This is a genomic window from Providencia stuartii, assembly GCF_029277985.1.
In the GTDB taxonomy this organism is placed as follows: domain Bacteria; phylum Pseudomonadota; class Gammaproteobacteria; order Enterobacterales; family Enterobacteriaceae; genus Providencia; species Providencia zhejiangensis.
In genome coordinates, this window is sequence record NZ_CP119546.1 from 4,087,968 (window position 1) to 4,105,153 (window position 17,186).

Annotated in this window: 17 protein-coding genes; 2 read left to right on the forward strand and 15 right to left on the reverse strand. The window is 44.0% G+C overall.

The genetic code is table 11. The annotated features are described in order from the left end of the window. Positions 1-16 precede the first annotated feature (16 nt). The 7 genes from rplI to nsrR all read right to left on the reverse strand — a co-directional run bounded on the left by rplI (position 17) and on the right by nsrR (position 5,361). Positions 17-466, reverse strand: coding sequence for a 50S ribosomal protein L9 (gene rplI, locus P2E05_RS18525; RefSeq protein ID WP_154622442.1), 450 nt, complete (start codon positions 464-466; stop codon positions 17-19). A gap of 38 nt (positions 467-504) precedes the next feature. Further along, on the reverse strand, positions 505-732 hold the full coding sequence (rpsR, locus tag P2E05_RS18530; RefSeq protein ID WP_000135199.1) for a 30S ribosomal protein S18: 228 nt from the start codon (positions 730-732) through the stop codon (positions 505-507). A 4-nt stretch (positions 733-736) separates the two neighbouring features. After that, entirely contained in the window at positions 737-1,054 is a 318-nt protein-coding gene (gene priB, locus P2E05_RS18535) for a primosomal replication protein N (RefSeq protein WP_163863218.1), read from the reverse strand. Between the two features lie 8 nt (positions 1,055-1,062). Beyond that, positions 1,063-1,458, reverse strand: a complete 396-nt coding sequence (gene rpsF, locus P2E05_RS18540) for a 30S ribosomal protein S6 (RefSeq protein ID WP_154622441.1) — start codon at positions 1,456-1,458, stop codon at positions 1,063-1,065. 159 nt (positions 1,459-1,617) lie between these two features. Further along, positions 1,618-2,364 (reverse strand): 23S rRNA (guanosine(2251)-2'-O)-methyltransferase RlmB, encoded by a 747-nt coding sequence (rlmB, locus tag P2E05_RS18545; RefSeq protein ID WP_154622440.1) that lies wholly within the window; start codon positions 2,362-2,364, stop codon positions 1,618-1,620. A gap of 66 nt (positions 2,365-2,430) precedes the next feature. Next, positions 2,431-4,896, reverse strand: coding sequence for a ribonuclease R (gene rnr / locus P2E05_RS18550; RefSeq protein WP_163863220.1), 2,466 nt, complete (start codon positions 4,894-4,896; stop codon positions 2,431-2,433). 42 nt (positions 4,897-4,938) lie between these two features. After that, positions 4,939-5,361 (reverse strand): nitric oxide-sensing transcriptional repressor NsrR, encoded by a 423-nt coding sequence (nsrR, locus tag P2E05_RS18555; RefSeq protein ID WP_163863223.1) that lies wholly within the window; start codon positions 5,359-5,361, stop codon positions 4,939-4,941. A 642-nt stretch (positions 5,362-6,003) separates the two neighbouring features. On the opposite strand from nsrR, the gene P2E05_RS18560 reads away from it, so the two are divergent. Continuing rightward, complete coding sequence (locus P2E05_RS18560; RefSeq protein WP_154622438.1) at positions 6,004-7,206, forward strand: mechanosensitive ion channel family protein; 1,203 nt, start codon at positions 6,004-6,006, stop codon at positions 7,204-7,206. 118 nt (positions 7,207-7,324) lie between these two features. On the opposite strand, the gene P2E05_RS18565 is transcribed toward P2E05_RS18560, so the two are convergent. Continuing rightward, a complete protein-coding gene (locus P2E05_RS18565) occupies positions 7,325-8,623 on the reverse strand; it encodes an adenylosuccinate synthase (RefSeq protein WP_154622437.1) in 1,299 nt (432 codons plus the stop codon). 105 nt (positions 8,624-8,728) lie between these two features. Between P2E05_RS18565 and P2E05_RS18570 the strand changes: the two genes are divergently transcribed. Next, entirely contained in the window at positions 8,729-8,866 is a 138-nt protein-coding gene (locus tag P2E05_RS18570; RefSeq protein ID WP_163863225.1) for a hypothetical protein, read from the forward strand. A gap of 27 nt (positions 8,867-8,893) precedes the next feature. Here P2E05_RS18570 and hflC read toward each other — a convergent pair whose 3' ends face one another. The 7 genes from hflC to amiB form a co-directional block, all read right to left on the reverse strand. Next, on the reverse strand, positions 8,894-9,898 hold the full coding sequence (gene hflC, locus P2E05_RS18575; RefSeq protein WP_154623461.1) for a protease modulator HflC: 1,005 nt from the start codon (positions 9,896-9,898) through the stop codon (positions 8,894-8,896). A 2-nt stretch (positions 9,899-9,900) separates the two neighbouring features. Then, positions 9,901-11,106 carry an FtsH protease activity modulator HflK gene (gene hflK, locus P2E05_RS18580; RefSeq protein ID WP_154623462.1) on the reverse strand — a complete coding sequence of 402 codons (1,206 nt, stop codon included), beginning with the start codon at positions 11,104-11,106 and terminating at the stop codon, positions 9,901-9,903. An 86-nt stretch (positions 11,107-11,192) separates the two neighbouring features. Next, entirely contained in the window at positions 11,193-12,473 is a 1,281-nt protein-coding gene (gene hflX / locus P2E05_RS18585) for a ribosome rescue GTPase HflX (protein ID WP_154623463.1), read from the reverse strand. Positions 12,474-12,574: 101 nt separating this feature from the next. Then, positions 12,575-12,871, reverse strand: a complete 297-nt coding sequence (hfq, locus tag P2E05_RS18590) for an RNA chaperone Hfq (protein ID WP_154623464.1) — start codon at positions 12,869-12,871, stop codon at positions 12,575-12,577. Positions 12,872-12,977: 106 nt separating this feature from the next. Then, positions 12,978-13,919, reverse strand: coding sequence for a tRNA (adenosine(37)-N6)-dimethylallyltransferase MiaA (gene miaA, locus P2E05_RS18595; RefSeq protein WP_196713723.1), 942 nt, complete (start codon positions 13,917-13,919; stop codon positions 12,978-12,980). Then, positions 13,912-15,876: a DNA mismatch repair endonuclease MutL gene (mutL, locus tag P2E05_RS18600; RefSeq protein WP_154623466.1), complete on the reverse strand. Its 1,965-nt coding sequence runs from the start codon at positions 15,874-15,876 to the stop codon at positions 13,912-13,914. The genes miaA and mutL overlap by 8 nt, the downstream gene beginning before the upstream one ends. 12 nt (positions 15,877-15,888) lie before the next feature. After that, complete coding sequence (amiB, locus tag P2E05_RS18605) at positions 15,889-17,181, reverse strand: N-acetylmuramoyl-L-alanine amidase AmiB (protein ID WP_272657851.1); 1,293 nt, start codon at positions 17,179-17,181, stop codon at positions 15,889-15,891. Positions 17,182-17,186 lie beyond the last annotated feature (5 nt).

Consider the following 17,186-nt stretch of genomic DNA (forward strand, 5'->3'; position numbering starts at 1 on the left):
CTACCATCATTTTTGATTACTCAGCAACGATGATAACGTTCAGCTCAGCAAAAACATCGCTGTGTAACTGGAAGTGAACTTCGTGGTCACCAGTAGTACGCAGAACGCCATTTGGTAGGCGAACTTCGCTTTTCGCGATTGCAACGCCAGCAGCAGTTACTGCATCAGCGATGTCACGAGTACCGATAGAACCAAACAGTTTACCTTCGTCACCCGCTTTAGAAGCTAGAGTAACAGAACCCAGCGCAGTAACAGCTGCTGCACGAGCCTGAGCTGCTGCCAGAACGTCAGCTAATTTAGCTTCCAGTTCAGCGCGGCGAGCTTCGAAGAATTCGATGTTTTTCTTAGTTGCAGGAACAGCTTTGCCCTGTGGAACTAAGTAGTTACGAGCATAGCCCGATTTAACGTTAACCTGATCACCCAGGCTACCTAGGTTAGCTACTTTATCAAGCAGAATAACTTGCATTACCTTATCCTCTTAAAGTCGTTAATGGACTGTACCAATTACTGATGACGATCAGTATATGGCAACAGAGACAGGTAGCGAGCGCGCTTGATAGCACGAGCGAGCTGACGCTGATATTTTGCACGAGTACCGGTGATACGGCTTGGTACAATTTTACCACTTTCAGTGATGTAGTTTTTCAGCGTTGCGATATCTTTATAGTCGATCTCTTGAACGCCTTCCGCTGTGAAACGGCAGAACTTGCGACGACGGAAATAACGTGCCATATGGCTAGTCTCCAGAATCTATCAAATCAATCTGCTCGGCATGAAGAACCAGTTTACTTAATCCATTGCGCCCTTGATGGGTACTAATAAAACCAGTGACTGTAATTCGACTGCCGACCGTTATACTGTGAGTATGGGCTTGTAAGGTTTGTCCGCTAACAATTATGGGCATTCTGCACCATGCTTGTCGGGTTAATCCTGCTTCCTGTTGTTGTGAACGATGTTCTAAAACAAACTGGCAGTGAGGGATACCCGACGGACTCACTTTTCGAATCAATGCTTTACAGACTGTGCCTGTGAGCACCAAACGATTAGTGAACACCTGCGCAATTACTCTTCAGAATCCCCAGCTTCTTCAGCTTCTTCATCCTGATATTCATCAGCCAGGTCACGGCTACGACGTTCGTCTTTAGCTTTAACCATTGGAGAAGCTTCTGTTACTGCGTGTTTTAAGCGCATAACCATGCTGCGGATAACGGCATCGTTGAAGCGGAAGTTAGTTTCCAGCTCATCAATCGCTTCCTGTGGAGCTTCTACGTTCAACAGAACATAGTGAGCTTTGTGCAGTTTATTGATTGGGTAAGCCAGTTGACGACGGCCCCAGTCTTCCAGACGGTGGATCTGACCTTGTGCGTTAGTGATTACAGCACTGTAACGCTCGATCATGCCCGGAACCTGTTCGCTTTGGTCAGGATGGACCATAAAAACGATTTCGTAATGACGCATTAGTAGTTGCTCCTTACGGATTATTCAGCCTCCTGTCAGGGTTAACCGCGGCCCGCGGAGGCAAGGAACTTGTTGAGTGCGGCTAAAAAATTGACGCGTCACTATACCCATCCCCGAGAGAAAACTCAAGAGATGGCGACAAATATCACTGAATATTTATTATTCGGGTGACTTATCAGTACGTTGACGTACAGCTTCAAACAGGCAAATACCTGTTGCAACAGAAACATTTAATGAAGAAACCGTTCCCGCCATTGGGATGCTGATCAACTCATCACAGTGCTCACGGGTTAAACGGCGCATGCCTTCCCCTTCAGCTCCCATCACGAGTGCCATTGCCCCAGTTAATTTACTTTGATACAAGGTGTGGTCGGCTTCACCCGCGGTACCCACAATCCAGACATTGTACTCTTTCAATAAACGCAACGTTCTCGCTAAATTAGTCACGCGAATCAAAGGAACGCTTTCCGCTGCGCCACAAGCAACTTTTTTCGCGGTTGCATTAAGTTGTGCTGATTTATCTTTCGGCACAATCACTGCATGAACGCCCGCTGCATCTGCGCTACGCAAACATGCCCCTAAGTTATGAGGGTCTGTAACGCCATCTAACACCAATAGGAAAGGGGTTTCTGTATTTTCAAGAAAATCAGGCAAATCCCCTTCTTGATACTGCTTACCCGGCAATACTTTTGCAATGATGCCTTGGTGTACCGCACCTTCTGTTTGTGCATCCATCCATTGACGATTCGCGACTTGCACCACAATGCCAAGCGCTTCGATTTCATGAATAATCGGCATCAGACGGCGATCTTCGCGCCCTTTTAAAATATAAACTTCTTTGAGTCGTGATGCATCACGATCAAGTAGGGCTTTCACCGCATGAATGCCGTAAATAATTTCGCTCATAAATCTCTTTTTTGTTGATGGAATTCAAGGTGGCATGACGCCACCTTAGTTAACTCAGCGGATCCATTACCCTTCTTGTTTTTGGGCTTTTTTCGCTGCGCGTTTAGCTTTTAATTTTGCACTAATTTTCTTGGTTTTATCAGAGGCTTTTTTCCCTTTAGCCTTATTATCTGATTTTTTATCTGTTTTCTTGCCTTTCTTCTCTGAACGACGAAAAGCTGAATCAGGCTCGAAGTTTTTATCTTTGCTCACATCACCACGTTTACTGCGTGCTGATTTAGTTGCATTTTTAACTTCTTTTTTCATTCTATCACGTGCTGTTTTACCGGGATTCTTGGCTTTACGCGTAGTTGAAATCAATGCGAAATCAATGGTACGTTCATCCATATGCACCGCTTCAACGCGAATCTCCACTTCATCGCCAAGTCGATAAGTGGTTCCGGAAGACTCACCAATCAAGCGTTGTCCCACCGCATCATAACGGTAGTAATCATTATCTAGCGTCGATACATGCACTAAGCCATCAATAAACAGGTCATTTAAGCGAACAAAGAAACCAAAACCTGTCACGCTGGTAATTAGCCCTGTAAAGACTTGACCGACTTGGTCTTGCATAAAGTCACATTTTAACCAATCGGCGACATCGCGTGTCGCTTCATCGGCACGGCGTTCCGTCATGGAACAATGCTCTCCGAGCTGTAACATGCTATCCATATCAGAATGCCAGCCACCTGTCGGCGTCCAACGATGATCGGAGTGCCCACGCTCTTTCGCAAGTAGGTATTTAATCCCTCTATGCAACGTTAGATCAGGGTAACGGCGGATAGGTGACGTAAAATGCGCGTAGGATTTTAAAGCCAGCCCAAAGTGACCGCGATTTTCAGGATCATAAATCGCCTGCTTCATTGAACGCAAGATCATCGTTTGCAGTAATTCATGGTCAGGACGGTCAGCAACTTCATTCATGACTTGAGCATAATCTTTCGGCTCAGGCTTCATGCCACCTGGTAGCGTTAAGCCCAATTCACTAAAGACGGAACGTAAGTTCATCACGCTCTCTTCTTTTGGACGATCATGCACACGATACAGTGCAGGCTCTTCATTTTTCTCAACATAGCGAGCCGCTGCGATGTTGGCTAGAATCATACACTCTTCAATCAGTTTATGAGCGTCATTACGTTCTACAGGCTCGATGCGTTCTATACGGCGTTCAGCGTTAAAGATGAATTTTGCTTCTTCTGATTCAAACGAAATTGCACCACGTTCAATACGTGCATCATCCAGAGCTTTATAAAGCGCATGTAATTGCTCAATATGCGGAACCAATGCCTTATAGTGTTCACGCAACTCCTCATCACCTTGTAAAATCTTCCATACTTTGGTGTACGTCAGCCTTGCGTGTGAATTCATCACGGCTTCATAGAATTTGTAGGAAGATAGGCGACCTGACGCAGATACCGTCATTTCACACACCATACAAAGGCGATCAACACCTGGGTTCAGTGAACAGAGGCCATTTGAGAGCACTTCTGGCAGCATAGGTACCACTTGCGATGGAAAATAGACGGAGTTACCCCGACTACGTGCTTCATCATCAAGTGCAGTTTGTGGACGAACATAATAACTTACATCAGCAATCGCCACCCATAAACGCCAACCCCCTCCTTTTTTCGGAGCACAATGTACGGCGTCATCAAAGTCACGAGCATCTTCACCATCAATCGTCACAAGGGGTAAATCACGTAAGTCGACACGCCCTTTTTTTGCTGATTCAGGAACCTGCTCACTTAAATCCGCCACCTGTTTTTCGACTTGAGGTGGCCATGAATGTGGGATTTCATGAGTACGCAAGGCAATCTCAACTGCCATACCTGTACCCATACTTTCGCCTAATACTTCAATAATATGTCCAACCGCTTGAGAACGGCGCTGTGGTCTTGTGACCAATTCAACCACCACCACGTTACCCATACGAGCACCGTTGATTTGGTCTTTAGGAATTAAAATATCAAAACTTAAACGGCTATCATCAGGAACCACAAACCCCATCCCTGATTCAATAAAATAGCGCCCAACAATTTGATTGTTACGAGGTTCAAGTACACGAACAACACGCACTTCAGTGCGCCCTTTACGGTCTTGACCATAAGGCTGTGCTAAAATGACATCGCCATGTAATGCACGTTTCATCTCATCTTGTGATAGGTAGTAGTCTTCTTTTTTACCTTCAACGCGCAAGAAACCATAGCCATCACGGTGGCCTATCACTTTGCCTTTAAGTAAATCTAAACGCTCTGGTAGCGCATAGCATTGACGGCGAGTAAACACTAATTGCCCATCACGCTCCATCGCTCGTAAACGGCGGCGTAAGGCTTCTAACTCTTCTTCTGAAGAGAGATTCAATAATTGTGCTATTTCTTCGCGCTTTGCAGGGGCCGAGCGTTTAGTGAGGAGTTCGAGTATGAATTCTCTGCTAGGAATTGGGGATTCGTATTTTTCTGCTTCTCTTTCCTGAAAAGGATCTTGTGACATCGTTACCTCCGTTGTCATCAGAATTTGCTATTACTGCGTTGTCTAATCGAGCAGTAATTGATAAAGCGGACTGTTATCTTTAACCATGTCAGCTAGCGTATGTTTATCGAGTTCCTTTAAAAACTGTTGTATCGCCTGATGAAGTACACCCTTCAAACGGCAGGCGGGTGTTATATGGCAAAACTCACCACTGCAATTCACTAACGTGAGGGGCTCTAGTGCTCTGACAACGTCCCCGATCCGGATGGTTTCTGCGGGTTGTCCAAGCGTTATCCCACCATTTTTACCACGAGTCGCTTTAACATAGCCAAGATGGCTGAGTTGATTGATAATCTTAACCATATGATTGCGGGAGACACCATAGACGTCAGTGACTTCTGTGATACTGGTCATTTTCCCTTCAGGGAGTGATGCCAAATAAATCAGAGCACGTAACCCATAATCTGTAAAACTCGTTAGCTGCACAATCACCTCAAAATTTTTGGCTTAGCCAATGGTTATCTCACCACTTATCTCTTATTAAACTCAAATTATCACGAAATGGTATCCATATTGTTTGCGCTAGGCCAAAATAACCTAAGGATATCTTTCCAATAATTCAAGTTATACTCGGCACGGTACATGTTCCGTACCTCATGTTGGCCTTGCTTCAAAAGGCAAACAAATTAATGCCAATAGGCTTCATCAAATCAAGCCGCTCTTCAACGCTCAACAAAGACATTCACGTTAACAACAATAACCTAGACGATAACGAATGCCATTACGTCTGCATTTGACATCATCAAATACCGTTTATTCTAGTTTAGCTTACTATGCAGGAAACATGTCGGTTTTCAGAGCGAGATAAACACTCCTACCATCTCCTGTTTTTGCCTATCGATGCAAGCCAGATACTGACAAACAAATAATATCAAAGAATAATCGAACACATAATAGCACAGATTCCTTAAGCCACTCGAGATTCCTGACTCACTCCCTATTGTCTATACTGTTTGAACAAGAGTGAGTTGAATCGATAGGCTGCTTATCACTTTTAACATCAAATCTTTTTATTTTTTCCGTTTTACAATGAACAGTCGGCACGCTAAGTAGGTGATATAGGACGTTATGGAACAAATTATCGAAATTTATGATTTTATATCAGGGAACACCTTATTAATGACTGCGATCTTAGTCGTCGTTTTACTGCTGACATGGATCGTTGGCAAAGTCATTTTCTTACGATTTGCCAGAAGGTTATTACCATTATTAACCAATTTAACTGACGATGACTTAATTGATGGCGTTGCACGAAAAATTGCATCCATTGTTGCCGTCACTTTTGTGCTTTATCTCAATCAGATGCTGCCTTCATTTTCTGATGAAGTGAATATCACCTTTAAAACCATCTGTTGGGCGTTGATTATTATTAATGTTGCCGCTCTGATAAACGATGGCTTAGATGTTTTTATTCTGCGCCAAGCCAAAAAGACCCTGCATCGCAATAACTCAATAAAAGGGTATATCGAGATCGCAAAAATTATTGTATGGATAATTTCATTTATCTTGATCATCGCCCTAATGACCGACCAATCACCGATCATTATTATTTCGAGTTTTGGTGCTATTGCCGCAGTATTAATGTTTGTCTTCCAGCACACATTGCTATCATTTGTTGCCAACATACTTGTATCAAATGGTAAGGTACTGAAACTTTACGATTGGATTGAATTACCAAGCAGTAATATTAGTGGCGAAGTAATTGATATCGCCTTGCATACGATCACCGTTCGAAATTGGGATAATACGATTTCACGTATCCCGACCAAGGATTTTTTGACTGAAAAATACACTAACTGGCAACCCATGTTTTCATCGGGAGGTCGTCGCATCAAACGCAGTTTTTACATTGATCAATCTTCAATTTCATTTGCCACCGAAGCTTTATTTAATGAGCTAAAAAATACAGCGCCCTTACGCCAAAGTATAGAAAATATGCTAGAAGCACGAAGTGACATCACTAATATCAATGAATGGATGATTAATAATGGTGTAACGAACCTACAACTATTCAGAAAATATATTTTGAATTGGATAAAAATGCGTGGCGATGTTAGGACTGATATGTACTTAGTCATAAGAACGATGCCACCAACCCCCAACGGGTTACCCGTCGAAATTTATTGTTTCACTCGCTCAACGACTTGGGTTGAGTATGAGGAAGTACAATCTGAAATTTTTGAATATGTTAATGCTTCAGCAAAATACTTTAAGCTAAGAATTTACCAACACCCATCCGGCAGTGATCTGGCGAATTTAAAACGTGAATAACCAATAACAAAAAACACCGAATAAATCGGTGTTTTTAATCTGCCTAGACGCCTGTTCAATATACAGGCTCTCAGCGGATAATGAGCAGCTTCTTATCTAAGAAACTGCTATGGCTGAACTATGCATCAAATGGATCGCGCAGGATCATCGTTTCAGAACGATCAGGTCCTGTTGAAATAATATCAACTGGAATACCCGTCAGCTCTTCAATACGCTTGATGTAATCTAAAGCGGCTTGTGGTAACAGCGCTCTGTCTTTAACACCAAAAGTTGTTTCGCTCCAACCCGGCATAGTTTCGTAGACAGGCTCTAAACCTTCCCACTCATCTGCTGCCAGTGGTGTCGTTTCTAGCACTTGACCATCTGGGCGGCGGTAGCCTACACAGATTTTCACTTCTTTCAGACCATCTAACACATCAAGTTTAGTCAAGCAGAAACCAGACAGGGAGTTGATCTGAACAGCGCGATTAATCGCAACAATGTCTAACCAACCTGTACGACGTTTACGACCTGTAGTCGCACCAAACTCTTGGCCTTTTTCACGCAGGAATTCACCCGTCTCGTCAAAAAGCTCCGTAGGGAATGGGCCTGCACCAACACGCGTAGAGTATGCTTTAATAATACCTAACACGTAGCTGACGTAGCGAGGACCTAAACCAGAACCTGTTGCAACTCCACCAGCAGTGGTATTAGAAGAGGTGACATACGGATAAGTACCGTGGTCAATATCCAATAAAGTGCCTTGTGCACCTTCGAACATCACTAATTCATTCTTCTGATGTGCTTTATAGAGCAGATCAGAAACATCAACTACCATGCTAGTCAGAATATCCGCGACTGCCATGATGTCATCGAGGGTTTTCTGATAATCAACCGCAGGCTCTTTGTAGTAGTTCACCAGTTGGAAATTGTGATACTCAATGATTTCTTTTAGTTTTTCAGCAAAACTTGCTTTATCAAACAGGTCGCCAACTCGCAAACCACGACGAGCAACTTTGTCTTCATAAGCAGGACCAATTCCACGACCCGTTGTACCAATCGCTTTCGCACCACGCGCTTTTTCGCGCGCATTATCTAATGCGATATGATAAGGCAGGATCAGTGGGCATGCTTCAGAAATATGTAAGCGTTCGCGAACAGGAACACCGCGATCTTCTAATTGCTTCATCTCTTTCATTAAAGCGTCAGGTGCAAGTACTACACCATTACCAATAATGCTGATGACATTTTCACGAAGAATACCGGATGGAATTAAGTGGAGAACGGTTTTTTCACCGTTTACAACAAGAGTATGGCCAGCATTATGGCCGCCCTGATAGCGAACTACATATTTAGCACGCTCTGTCAGCAAGTCGACGATCTTGCCCTTTCCTTCGTCACCCCATTGGGTGCCCAGTACGACAACGTTCTTACCCATTTCAAAATACACTCGGTTGCTTAAAAATGAATTCTACCATCTAAAATATTCTGTTCCAGTAATTTTTGGCACAGCAAAAATTATTTTTCTGGAAAGCAAGCAAAAATGGCATTTTTTATTTCTACCATAACTCCAACTGATAATAGCCAGCTCGACCAGATTGAATTTTCCCTGAAAAATCCAACACTTAAAATGGTAGGCGAAAAAAAAGCCCGCGAAGCGGGCTTTTCTTTACTAGCTTAACAGTTATTTTAATCTGTTGCACGTAACTTAATCATCAGTAGAACGCAACTTAGTTGGCGCTTTCATAAAGCGGAAGAAATCTGTGTCAGGGCTAAGCACCATCACATCATCGCCACCTTTAAAGCTCTGCTCATAGGCACGTAAACTACGGATAAAGGCATAGAACTCAGGATCTTGGTTGAAAGCGTCAGCAAACAGTTTTGTTGCCATCGCATCCCCTTCACCGCGTAGTGTCAATGCTGTACGTTCAGCTTCTGCCAACGTTTCTGTTACCGTTTTATCAGCAACCGCACGGATCTTAGTGGCTTCTTCCTGACCTTGTGAACGATGTTGACGGGCAACCGCTTCACGTTCAGCACGCATACGCGCATAGATAGCCTCAGAAACTTCGTTCGGTAACTCAATACGTTTGATACGAACGTCAACCACTTCAATCCCTAATGCAGCCATACTGTTTGCATTCACAACCAATGGCGCTAGGTTAGTTTCTTGCTCAACGCGTGCAGCCGCAGATGCGATAGCAGCATCGGCATCTTTCGTAGCATCATCCGTTGCCGTACCTTTGTTCAATGCATCACGCACATCAATGGTTAAACGACCACGAGAGTCCGTAATGATATCTTTAACGCTTAAACGACCAAACTCAGAACGTAAACGGTCACTGAACTTACGTTTTAACAGTGTTTCGGCTTGATAAGGGTTACCACCTCCCGTCGCTACATAGTAACGGCTAAAGTCTGTAACACGCCATTTCAGGTAAGAGTCTACCATCAAGTCTTTGTTTTCACTTGTTAAGTAACGGTCAGCTTGAATTTCCAAAGTCTGGATACGCGCATCAAGCATTTTCACCGTTTCAATAAACGGCACTTTAAAGTGTAAGCCTGGCTCATAAATAATGGGTTTATTTTCTGAGTCACGCAATACCTTACCAAAACGTAACACAATGCCACGATCGGTTTGAGGAACAATAAAGATGGATGCGTAAGCAACTGCCAAGATGGCAATAACGATAACAATTAGCGATTTACGCATGATTATTGTCTCCCTACTCTAACGGCATCACCACGAACACCACTGTTTTGTTGCGCGGGTGCCGAACCATAAGATGATGAATTATTGGTATTAGGATTCATCACTTTAGGCGCTAAGCTCGTTTTTGGTGCTGGCGCACTGCTGTTGCCACCACGCATCAATTGCTCTAATGGCAGAACTAACATGCTGTTGCTCTTATCATTGGCGATAACTTTACGTGTATTGCTTAAAACACGTTCCATCGTATCAATGTAGAGACGCTCACGCGTAATTTCAGGTGCTGCACGATACTCAGGCAACATCTTCGCAAAGCTTGCAACCTCACCCTCTGCTTTAAAGACAACACTTGCCTTATAAGCTTCAGCTTCTTCGATTAGCTTTTGTGCGTTACCTTTTGCCATTGGCAGAACTTCGTTACGGTAAGCATGAGCTTCACGAATGGTTTTTTGTTCTTCTTCCCTTGCAGCGATTACGTCATCGAATGCGGCTTTAACATCTTCAGGCGGACGAGCAGCTTGGAAGTTGACATCGAGCAGTGTGATACCCATTTTGTATGGCGCAATTGTTGCTTCTAGCTCTTTTTGCGTAACATCACGGATAAATGCACGGTTTGTTGTCAACACTTGTTCCATTGCTGACTGACCGATAACGCCACGCACAGCACTATCAAGAGCCTGACGTAAGCTGTTATCTGGGTTGGTCACACTGAACAGGTATTCAGCAGGATCAGTGACACGATACTGAACGTTCATTTCAACGCGGATCACGTTTTCATCTGACGTTAGCATCATACCGTTAGTCGCTTGTTCACGAACGGTTTCAACGTTAACAGGGATAACCTTGTCAATAAATGTTGGCTTCCAGTTCAGACCAGGTCCGACAACACCGCTATACTCGCCAAAGCGTAATATAACACCTCGGTCACTTTCCTTAATGGTATAGAAACCTGATCCAGCCCATACAACTACGATGGCAGCAAGAGCCAATACACCAAGACGACCGCTGATTTGAGAGGGTTGTTTATTATCACCATCACCACCGCCGCCTTTTTTACCACCAAGCTTACTGCTCAGTTTACGAAAAAGATCGTCGAGATCAGAAGCCCCACGTTTTCGACCACCTTTGTTCCCGCCAGAGTTGCCGCCTTTATTGCCGCTTCCCCACGGATCGCGGTCTTGTCCGTCATTACCGGGCTGATTCCACGCCATGTTTTAGCTCCATATCTTTATGATTGATTTTTCGGGTTAAGAGCAACAAATAACTCTTAATATCAATTCCATTTCCTAGCGACATGTTAGATAACATAACTAGGTAATTGTTGTTCCTGTTTGCACAAACGCTGCCAATCAACCATTGGCATACGCACCTCAAGGCCAATTGAGCCGTCCTCTTCAAGCCATTCACGTTCAATCGCATGAAGTTGATAAAAACGGCTACGTAAGCGGCCTTCACTAGGTGGTAAACGCATTTCAACATGTGCGATTTCACCTGAAAGGCGTTCCGTCAATGCTTGTAGCAACAAGGGGATACCTTCACCCGTTTGCGCTGATACCCAGACACGAACCGGTTTGTTATCCTCATTTCTGTCGATACGCGGGATAAATTCTTCCAGCATATCCACTTTATTCATAACTAAAAGTGTCGGAATTTCATCAGCTTCAATTTCTTCCAATACACTTTCGACCGCATGAATATTTTCATCCAAACGGCTATCTGCTGCATCAATCACATGAAGCAATAATGTTGCTTCGCGAGTTTCCTGCAGTGTTGCTTTAAAGGCAGCAACTAAATCATGAGGCAGATGGCGAATGAAACCAACAGTATCTGCAAGCACAACAGTTCCTACATCATCGACATCAATACGTCTTAATGTGGGATCCAGTGTCGCAAACAGTTGATCCGCAGCGTAAACGTCAGAAGCCGTCATCCGGTTAAATAAACTCGATTTACCGGCGTTGGTATAACCAACAAGCGAAATCGTTGGAATATCCGCTTTATTTCGCGCCTGACGCCCTTGTTCACGTTGTCTTTCTACTCGGCCGAGACGGGATAAAATCTGACTGATTTTTCCCCTTAATAACCGACGGTCAGTCTCTAACTGAGTTTCACCAGGGCCACGTAAGCCAATTCCGCCTTTTTGTCGCTCAAGGTGCGTCCATCCCCTCACTAAGCGAGTTGATAGATGGCGTAATTGAGCAAGCTCAACTTGAAGCTTCCCTTCATGCGTGCGCGCCCTTTGAGCAAAGATATCTAAAATGACCCCTGTGCGGTCGACGACCCGACATTGGCATAGCCTTTCGAGATTACGTTCTTGCGCTGGACTCAGAGTATGGTTGAATAACACCACATCCGCGCCACTTTCCTTCACCGCCTCCGCGATTTCTTCCGCTTTCCCTTCTCCGACATAATACTTAGGATGAGGAGACTTACGACTGCCTGTGACTATCTGTACAGGTTTAACGCCTGCCGATGTCACGAGTGACTCAAATTCGGTTAGATTTTCCGTGTCCTTTTCTTGTGAGAAAAAAACATGCACTAATACAGCCAGCTCACCGCCTTCATACCTATCAAACAAGGGCTATAACCTCTTAGGCTTAATCACTATCAATACAAAGGAAAAACACAGGTAAAGTCTCCCTACCTATGTTTTCCTTGAATTTTAACGCACAACTGGCCTTACTCAGCGGCTTCGCCATCCTGTTGAGTAGGAGCACCAGTGTTATAATTGCCATTACCTGCCCCACCAGCAGCACTACCGCTATGATGAGAAACAGGACGAGCAGGGACAACGGTAGAGATAGCATGCTTATAAACCATCTGGCTAACCGTGTTTTTTAGTAAAATGACAAACTGGTCAAAAGATTCAATCTGACCCTGCAATTTGATGCCGTTAACCAAATAAATTGAGACCGGAACCCTTTCACGACGTAATGCGTTCAGGAACGGATCTTGCAAAGATTGCCCCTTAGCCATTCTATGTTTTCCTTATTTTGTTGTTTTTAAATGAGAATCTTTCGATTCCAAAAAGTAACTACTCAAAAATTGCGCTTAACATTCTAATTGTACACAAACCTTGGCTCTATGCACATATAACCTGCATAACAGACTTAAGCGCTAGCTGTGGTTGTTCACTATCTAGCCAGTGAACATTTTCCCAGCTTCTCAACCAGGTAATTTGACGTTTTGCCAATTGGCGTGTTGCACAAATTCCCCGATAAACCATTTCATCATAATCTGTTTCGCCTTCCAGATAAGACCACATTTGTCGATATCCCACACAACGGATAGAGGGCAAGTCAACATGGAGGTCACCTCTGTTATAAAGCGCTCTAACTTCCTCTTCAAATCCAGCATCTAACATCTGATGAAAGCGTTGTTCAATGCGCTGATGTAAAATTTTACGATCTTGAGGCGCAATAGCAAACTGAAACACATTATAAGGTAATTCTTCACCCGCTGTTTGAGTCATTTCAGTCAAAGTTTTCCCTGAAATGAGATATACCTCTAAAGCTCGAGATAATCTTTGCGGATCATTAGGATGAATCCTAGCCGCCGCAACCGGATCAACCTCAGCTAAACGACGGTGAATGTCAGCCCATCCGTGTTGCTGTGCAATATCTTCAATCTCAGCACGGATAGCAGGATCCGCTGAAGGCAATGGTGAAAGCCCTTCTAACAACGCCTTAAAATAAAGCATTGTGCCACCCACCAGTAATGGAATTTTACCTTGAGAAGTAATCTCCTCCATTACATTTAATGCGTCTCGCCGGAAATCGGCGGCGGAATACGGCAAAGAAGGATCGAGAATATCGATCAGATGGTGAGGGGCTTGACTAAGTTCCTCTGCATTTGGCTTCGCTGTACCGATATCCATACCACGGTAGATCAACGCCGAATCGACACTGATTATCTCCACAGGCAAGTGTTGACGCAAAGCAATTGCCAACGCGGTCTTACCGGAGGCTGTCGGCCCCATCAGGAATATAGCATTCGGTTTTTTCTGAGTTAACAGTTCACTCATTTGTTAGTGTAGCTACCACGGGTTGTAAATTAATTAATTGTAATAATGTTGGTGACGGCTTTTTGACATACTGTGGACAAAGCCGCTCAACATCAGCGAGTAACTGAACTGCTTGTGCTAAGCTCCAGCTTTCTTGCATTTTTTCTCGAGAAACTGTTTTTGCAAGCCATTGAGCAATATCTTGATGAGAGACATGCTCTTTTGTCGACAAAAAATTCAGCAAACCTGAAAAAAGCTGAGATAAATTTTGTGTTCTTAGCGGTAACGATACCGCATGAATAGTTACTTTTCCATGAGATATCGTGGCTTCAACACCAAATAATGTCAATTGTTCCTTGTTACGTTGAAAAACCGCAATTTCATCAGCACTCAATGATAATTTTAACGGGATCAATAATGGCTGAGGTTTCAACGCTTCACCCTTTGGTGATAATTGAGCCAACTTCAGCAAATAATTTGCTTCTGTTAAGGATAACAGGATTAGCCCTAATGAAGACTCAATTAATGCAAAGTTTTTTGCGTAAATTGTCAATACTTTGCCAAATGTGAAGTTGTTGGCATTTTCTGCGACTGATTGGGAAGAAATTGTTGAAACATCTAGTGGTTGTCGAGCCGGAAATAATGGTTTTTTATCCTCTTCAGCCACAGGAACCGACATTAACGCCTGATATAACTGCCCTGCTTTTCGGTCATAATTTGAGGAAGAAGGGGAATAAGCGCTTTTTCCTTGAATATCACGATTGACTGATACCGCTGGCTGGGCCGATAGTGATGGCGTAAAACGCGCTTTTTTTGATTGCTCATCATGCTCTTGTTCGCGTTCTTCTTGAGTATAGGCCGCTTGTTTATTTTCCTGCGCACTAAAACCTGTTGGTGATGAAAAATAATTATCACCTGCGGAAGTCCGATTGGCTAATTCATGCGTAACAGGCTCAATGCCAGGCAATTCATCGGCGCCATGAGCATTCAACAATGCTGTCCGAACCCCTTGATAAATAAAATCATGGACTAAGCGAGCTTGATGAAAACGCACCTCATGCTTAGCAGGATGCACATTCACATCAACTTGTTGAGGATCTATGGTCAAGTAAAGGACATAAGCAGGCTGTTGATTATCATCAAGGTGTCCTTCATAAGCTTGACGAATAGCATGATTGATTAACCTATCTCGCATCATGCGGCCATTCACATAACAGTACTGAATATCACTGACAGAAAGCGTATTGTCAGGGGAGACTACCCAGCCTTTTATACCGAGATCGCCGTGCTCCCACGCGATTGCCAATGCGCCTTGCATAAACCCTGTTCCACAAACCGTTGCTAATCGACGTTCTTGTTGCACTTCATCATGAGCCGCTCGGTATTGCTTAACAAGTTTACCGTTATGATTCAAATTAATCGCTACGTCAGGCCGAGAAAGTGCAATACGTCGCACAATTTCGTCGATATGACCAAATTCCGTTTTCTCAGTACGCATAAATTTGCGGCGAGCGGGGGTGTTATAAAACAGATCAAGCACTTCTACCGTAGTGCCGTTTGGGTGAGCAGCAGGCTTTACCGTCACCGTCATATCCCGCCCTTCCGCATACGCTTGCCATGCTTCGGATTGTTCCGCGGGCTTTGACGTTAACGTTAAGCGTGAAACTGAACTAATACTGGCCAGCGCTTCCCCTCGAAAGCCCATACTCATAATGGCTTCAAGATCATCTAATGTCGCTATCTTACTGGTTGCATGACGTGCTAAAGCCAAAACTAATTCATCTTTACTGATGCCATTACCATTATCGCGAATACGAATTAATTTCTCCCCACCACGCTCAATATCAATATCAATGCGTGTTGCACCAGCATCTAAGCTATTTTCAACTAACTCTTTAACAACCGAGGCAGGACGCTCCACTACCTCTCCAGCAGCAATCTGGTTAGCAAGTTGAGGGGAAAGAATCTGGATCGCCATCGCTATCACCTCTTAATTAGGTGCGGCTTGCAGAGGGTTTGCTAGGAAATATTGGCGCAAACCTTGATGAATTGCTTCAGCAACTTGCTCTTGATAAGCGTCTGATTTTAGCAATTGTTCTTCCGCACTATTACTAATGAACCCTGTTTCAACCAAAATTGAAGGAATATCCGGCGAACGCAGTACGCCTAAACTGGCATGCTCAGGGCTACGTTTATGAATATTGCCAACTTTTCTGAGTTGTTTAATCACTTGGACGGCAACGTCATACCCCACTCGCTGTGAATGACCAAATTGCAAATCAAGGACCGCTTGGCTCAAATAAGGATCCGCACCACTTAAGGCATCACCAGCTCCACCTAATAATTCAGATTGTTTTTCGCGCTGCTCAAGCCAGTTACCTAATTCACTGTTAGCACGACGATTAGAAAGAACCCATACCGATGCCCCTCTCGCACTGCTGTTTGGCGCGGAGTCAGCATGAATAGACACTAACATATTGGCGCCTTTCTTACGTGCAACATCAGAACGGCCACTCACTGAAATAAAATAATCACCGTCACGGGTCATTGCCGGCTTAAACATGGGGTCTGCCGCCAATTTGGCATACAGTTTGCGCGCCACACTCAAGGTAACATCTTTTTCACGATAACCATTTTTACCTATCGCACCGGGGTCTTTACCACCATGGCCCGCATCAATTGCAATCACCACCTGTTTAGCACCTTTTGGCATCGTTTTATTGGCTTGCACTGGTACAGGCGTTTTTTGTTGTCCCGCCGCGTTCATTTTTAACGGCTTATCCTGTGCACTATTATTGCCAACGGCCTGTACTGGTTGAGTTATGTTATTCGACGGTGCAGATGTCCCACCTTTCCCTGTCGAAAGGCTAAACACCACTTGATATTGACCAGAAACTTGTTTCAGCGACGTTTGTACCTTGGCTGCTTTTGTCAGCTCCAAAACAATACGTTTATGCCGACTATCCGGTGGCTGACTCGTGCGAACAACTTTCACTAAATCACCCGCAGGGAGTTTCATCGGTAAACCCATAATTTCGCCATTTTGTTTAATATCAATGACGAGACGCTCTGGCGAATGCAGGGGAAAATATTTGTAGTCAGGGTTACCTCCAGCAAAGGAGAGTGTGACCTGTGCACTTGATGGGCTGTTATCTACTTGAATGTTCGCTAACGTTGCTGCCTGAACAGGCCGTGCAACGAGACAGAGCGCAAAAATCATCAATAGTAATAAGTAGGAAGCAATGCGCCTATCGGTTATTTTTCTTGGTAATGCATTCGTCATGAGCA

Coding starts and splice junctions, on each gene's coding strand:
- rplI (WP_154622442.1), bottom strand. CDS start 466: ATGCAAGTTATTCTGCTTGATAAAGTAGCTAACCTAGGTAGCCTGGGT.
- rpsR (WP_000135199.1), bottom strand. CDS start 732: ATGGCACGTTATTTCCGTCGTCGCAAGTTCTGCCGTTTCACAGCGGAA.
- rpsF (WP_154622441.1), bottom strand. CDS start 1,458: ATGCGTCATTACGAAATCGTTTTTATGGTCCATCCTGACCAAAGCGAA.
- rlmB (WP_154622440.1), bottom strand. CDS start 2,364: ATGAGCGAAATTATTTACGGCATTCATGCGGTGAAAGCCCTACTTGAT.
- rnr (WP_163863220.1), bottom strand. CDS start 4,896: ATGTCACAAGATCCTTTTCAGGAAAGAGAAGCAGAAAAATACGAATCC.
- P2E05_RS18560 (WP_154622438.1), top strand. CDS start 6,004: ATGGAACAAATTATCGAAATTTATGATTTTATATCAGGGAACACCTTA.
- P2E05_RS18565 (WP_154622437.1), bottom strand. CDS start 8,623: ATGGGTAAGAACGTTGTCGTACTGGGCACCCAATGGGGTGACGAAGGA.
- P2E05_RS18570 (WP_163863225.1), top strand. CDS start 8,729: ATGGCATTTTTTATTTCTACCATAACTCCAACTGATAATAGCCAGCTC.
- hflC (WP_154623461.1), bottom strand. CDS start 9,898: ATGCGTAAATCGCTAATTGTTATCGTTATTGCCATCTTGGCAGTTGCT.
- hflK (WP_154623462.1), bottom strand. CDS start 11,106: ATGGCGTGGAATCAGCCCGGTAATGACGGACAAGACCGCGATCCGTGG.
- hfq (WP_154623464.1), bottom strand. CDS start 12,871: ATGGCTAAGGGGCAATCTTTGCAAGATCCGTTCCTGAACGCATTACGT.
- miaA (WP_196713723.1), bottom strand. CDS start 13,919: ATGAGTGAACTGTTAACTCAGAAAAAACCGAATGCTATATTCCTGATG.
- mutL (WP_154623466.1), bottom strand. CDS start 15,876: ATGGCGATCCAGATTCTTTCCCCTCAACTTGCTAACCAGATTGCTGCT.
- amiB (WP_272657851.1), bottom strand. CDS start 17,181: ATGACGAATGCATTACCAAGAAAAATAACCGATAGGCGCATTGCTTCC.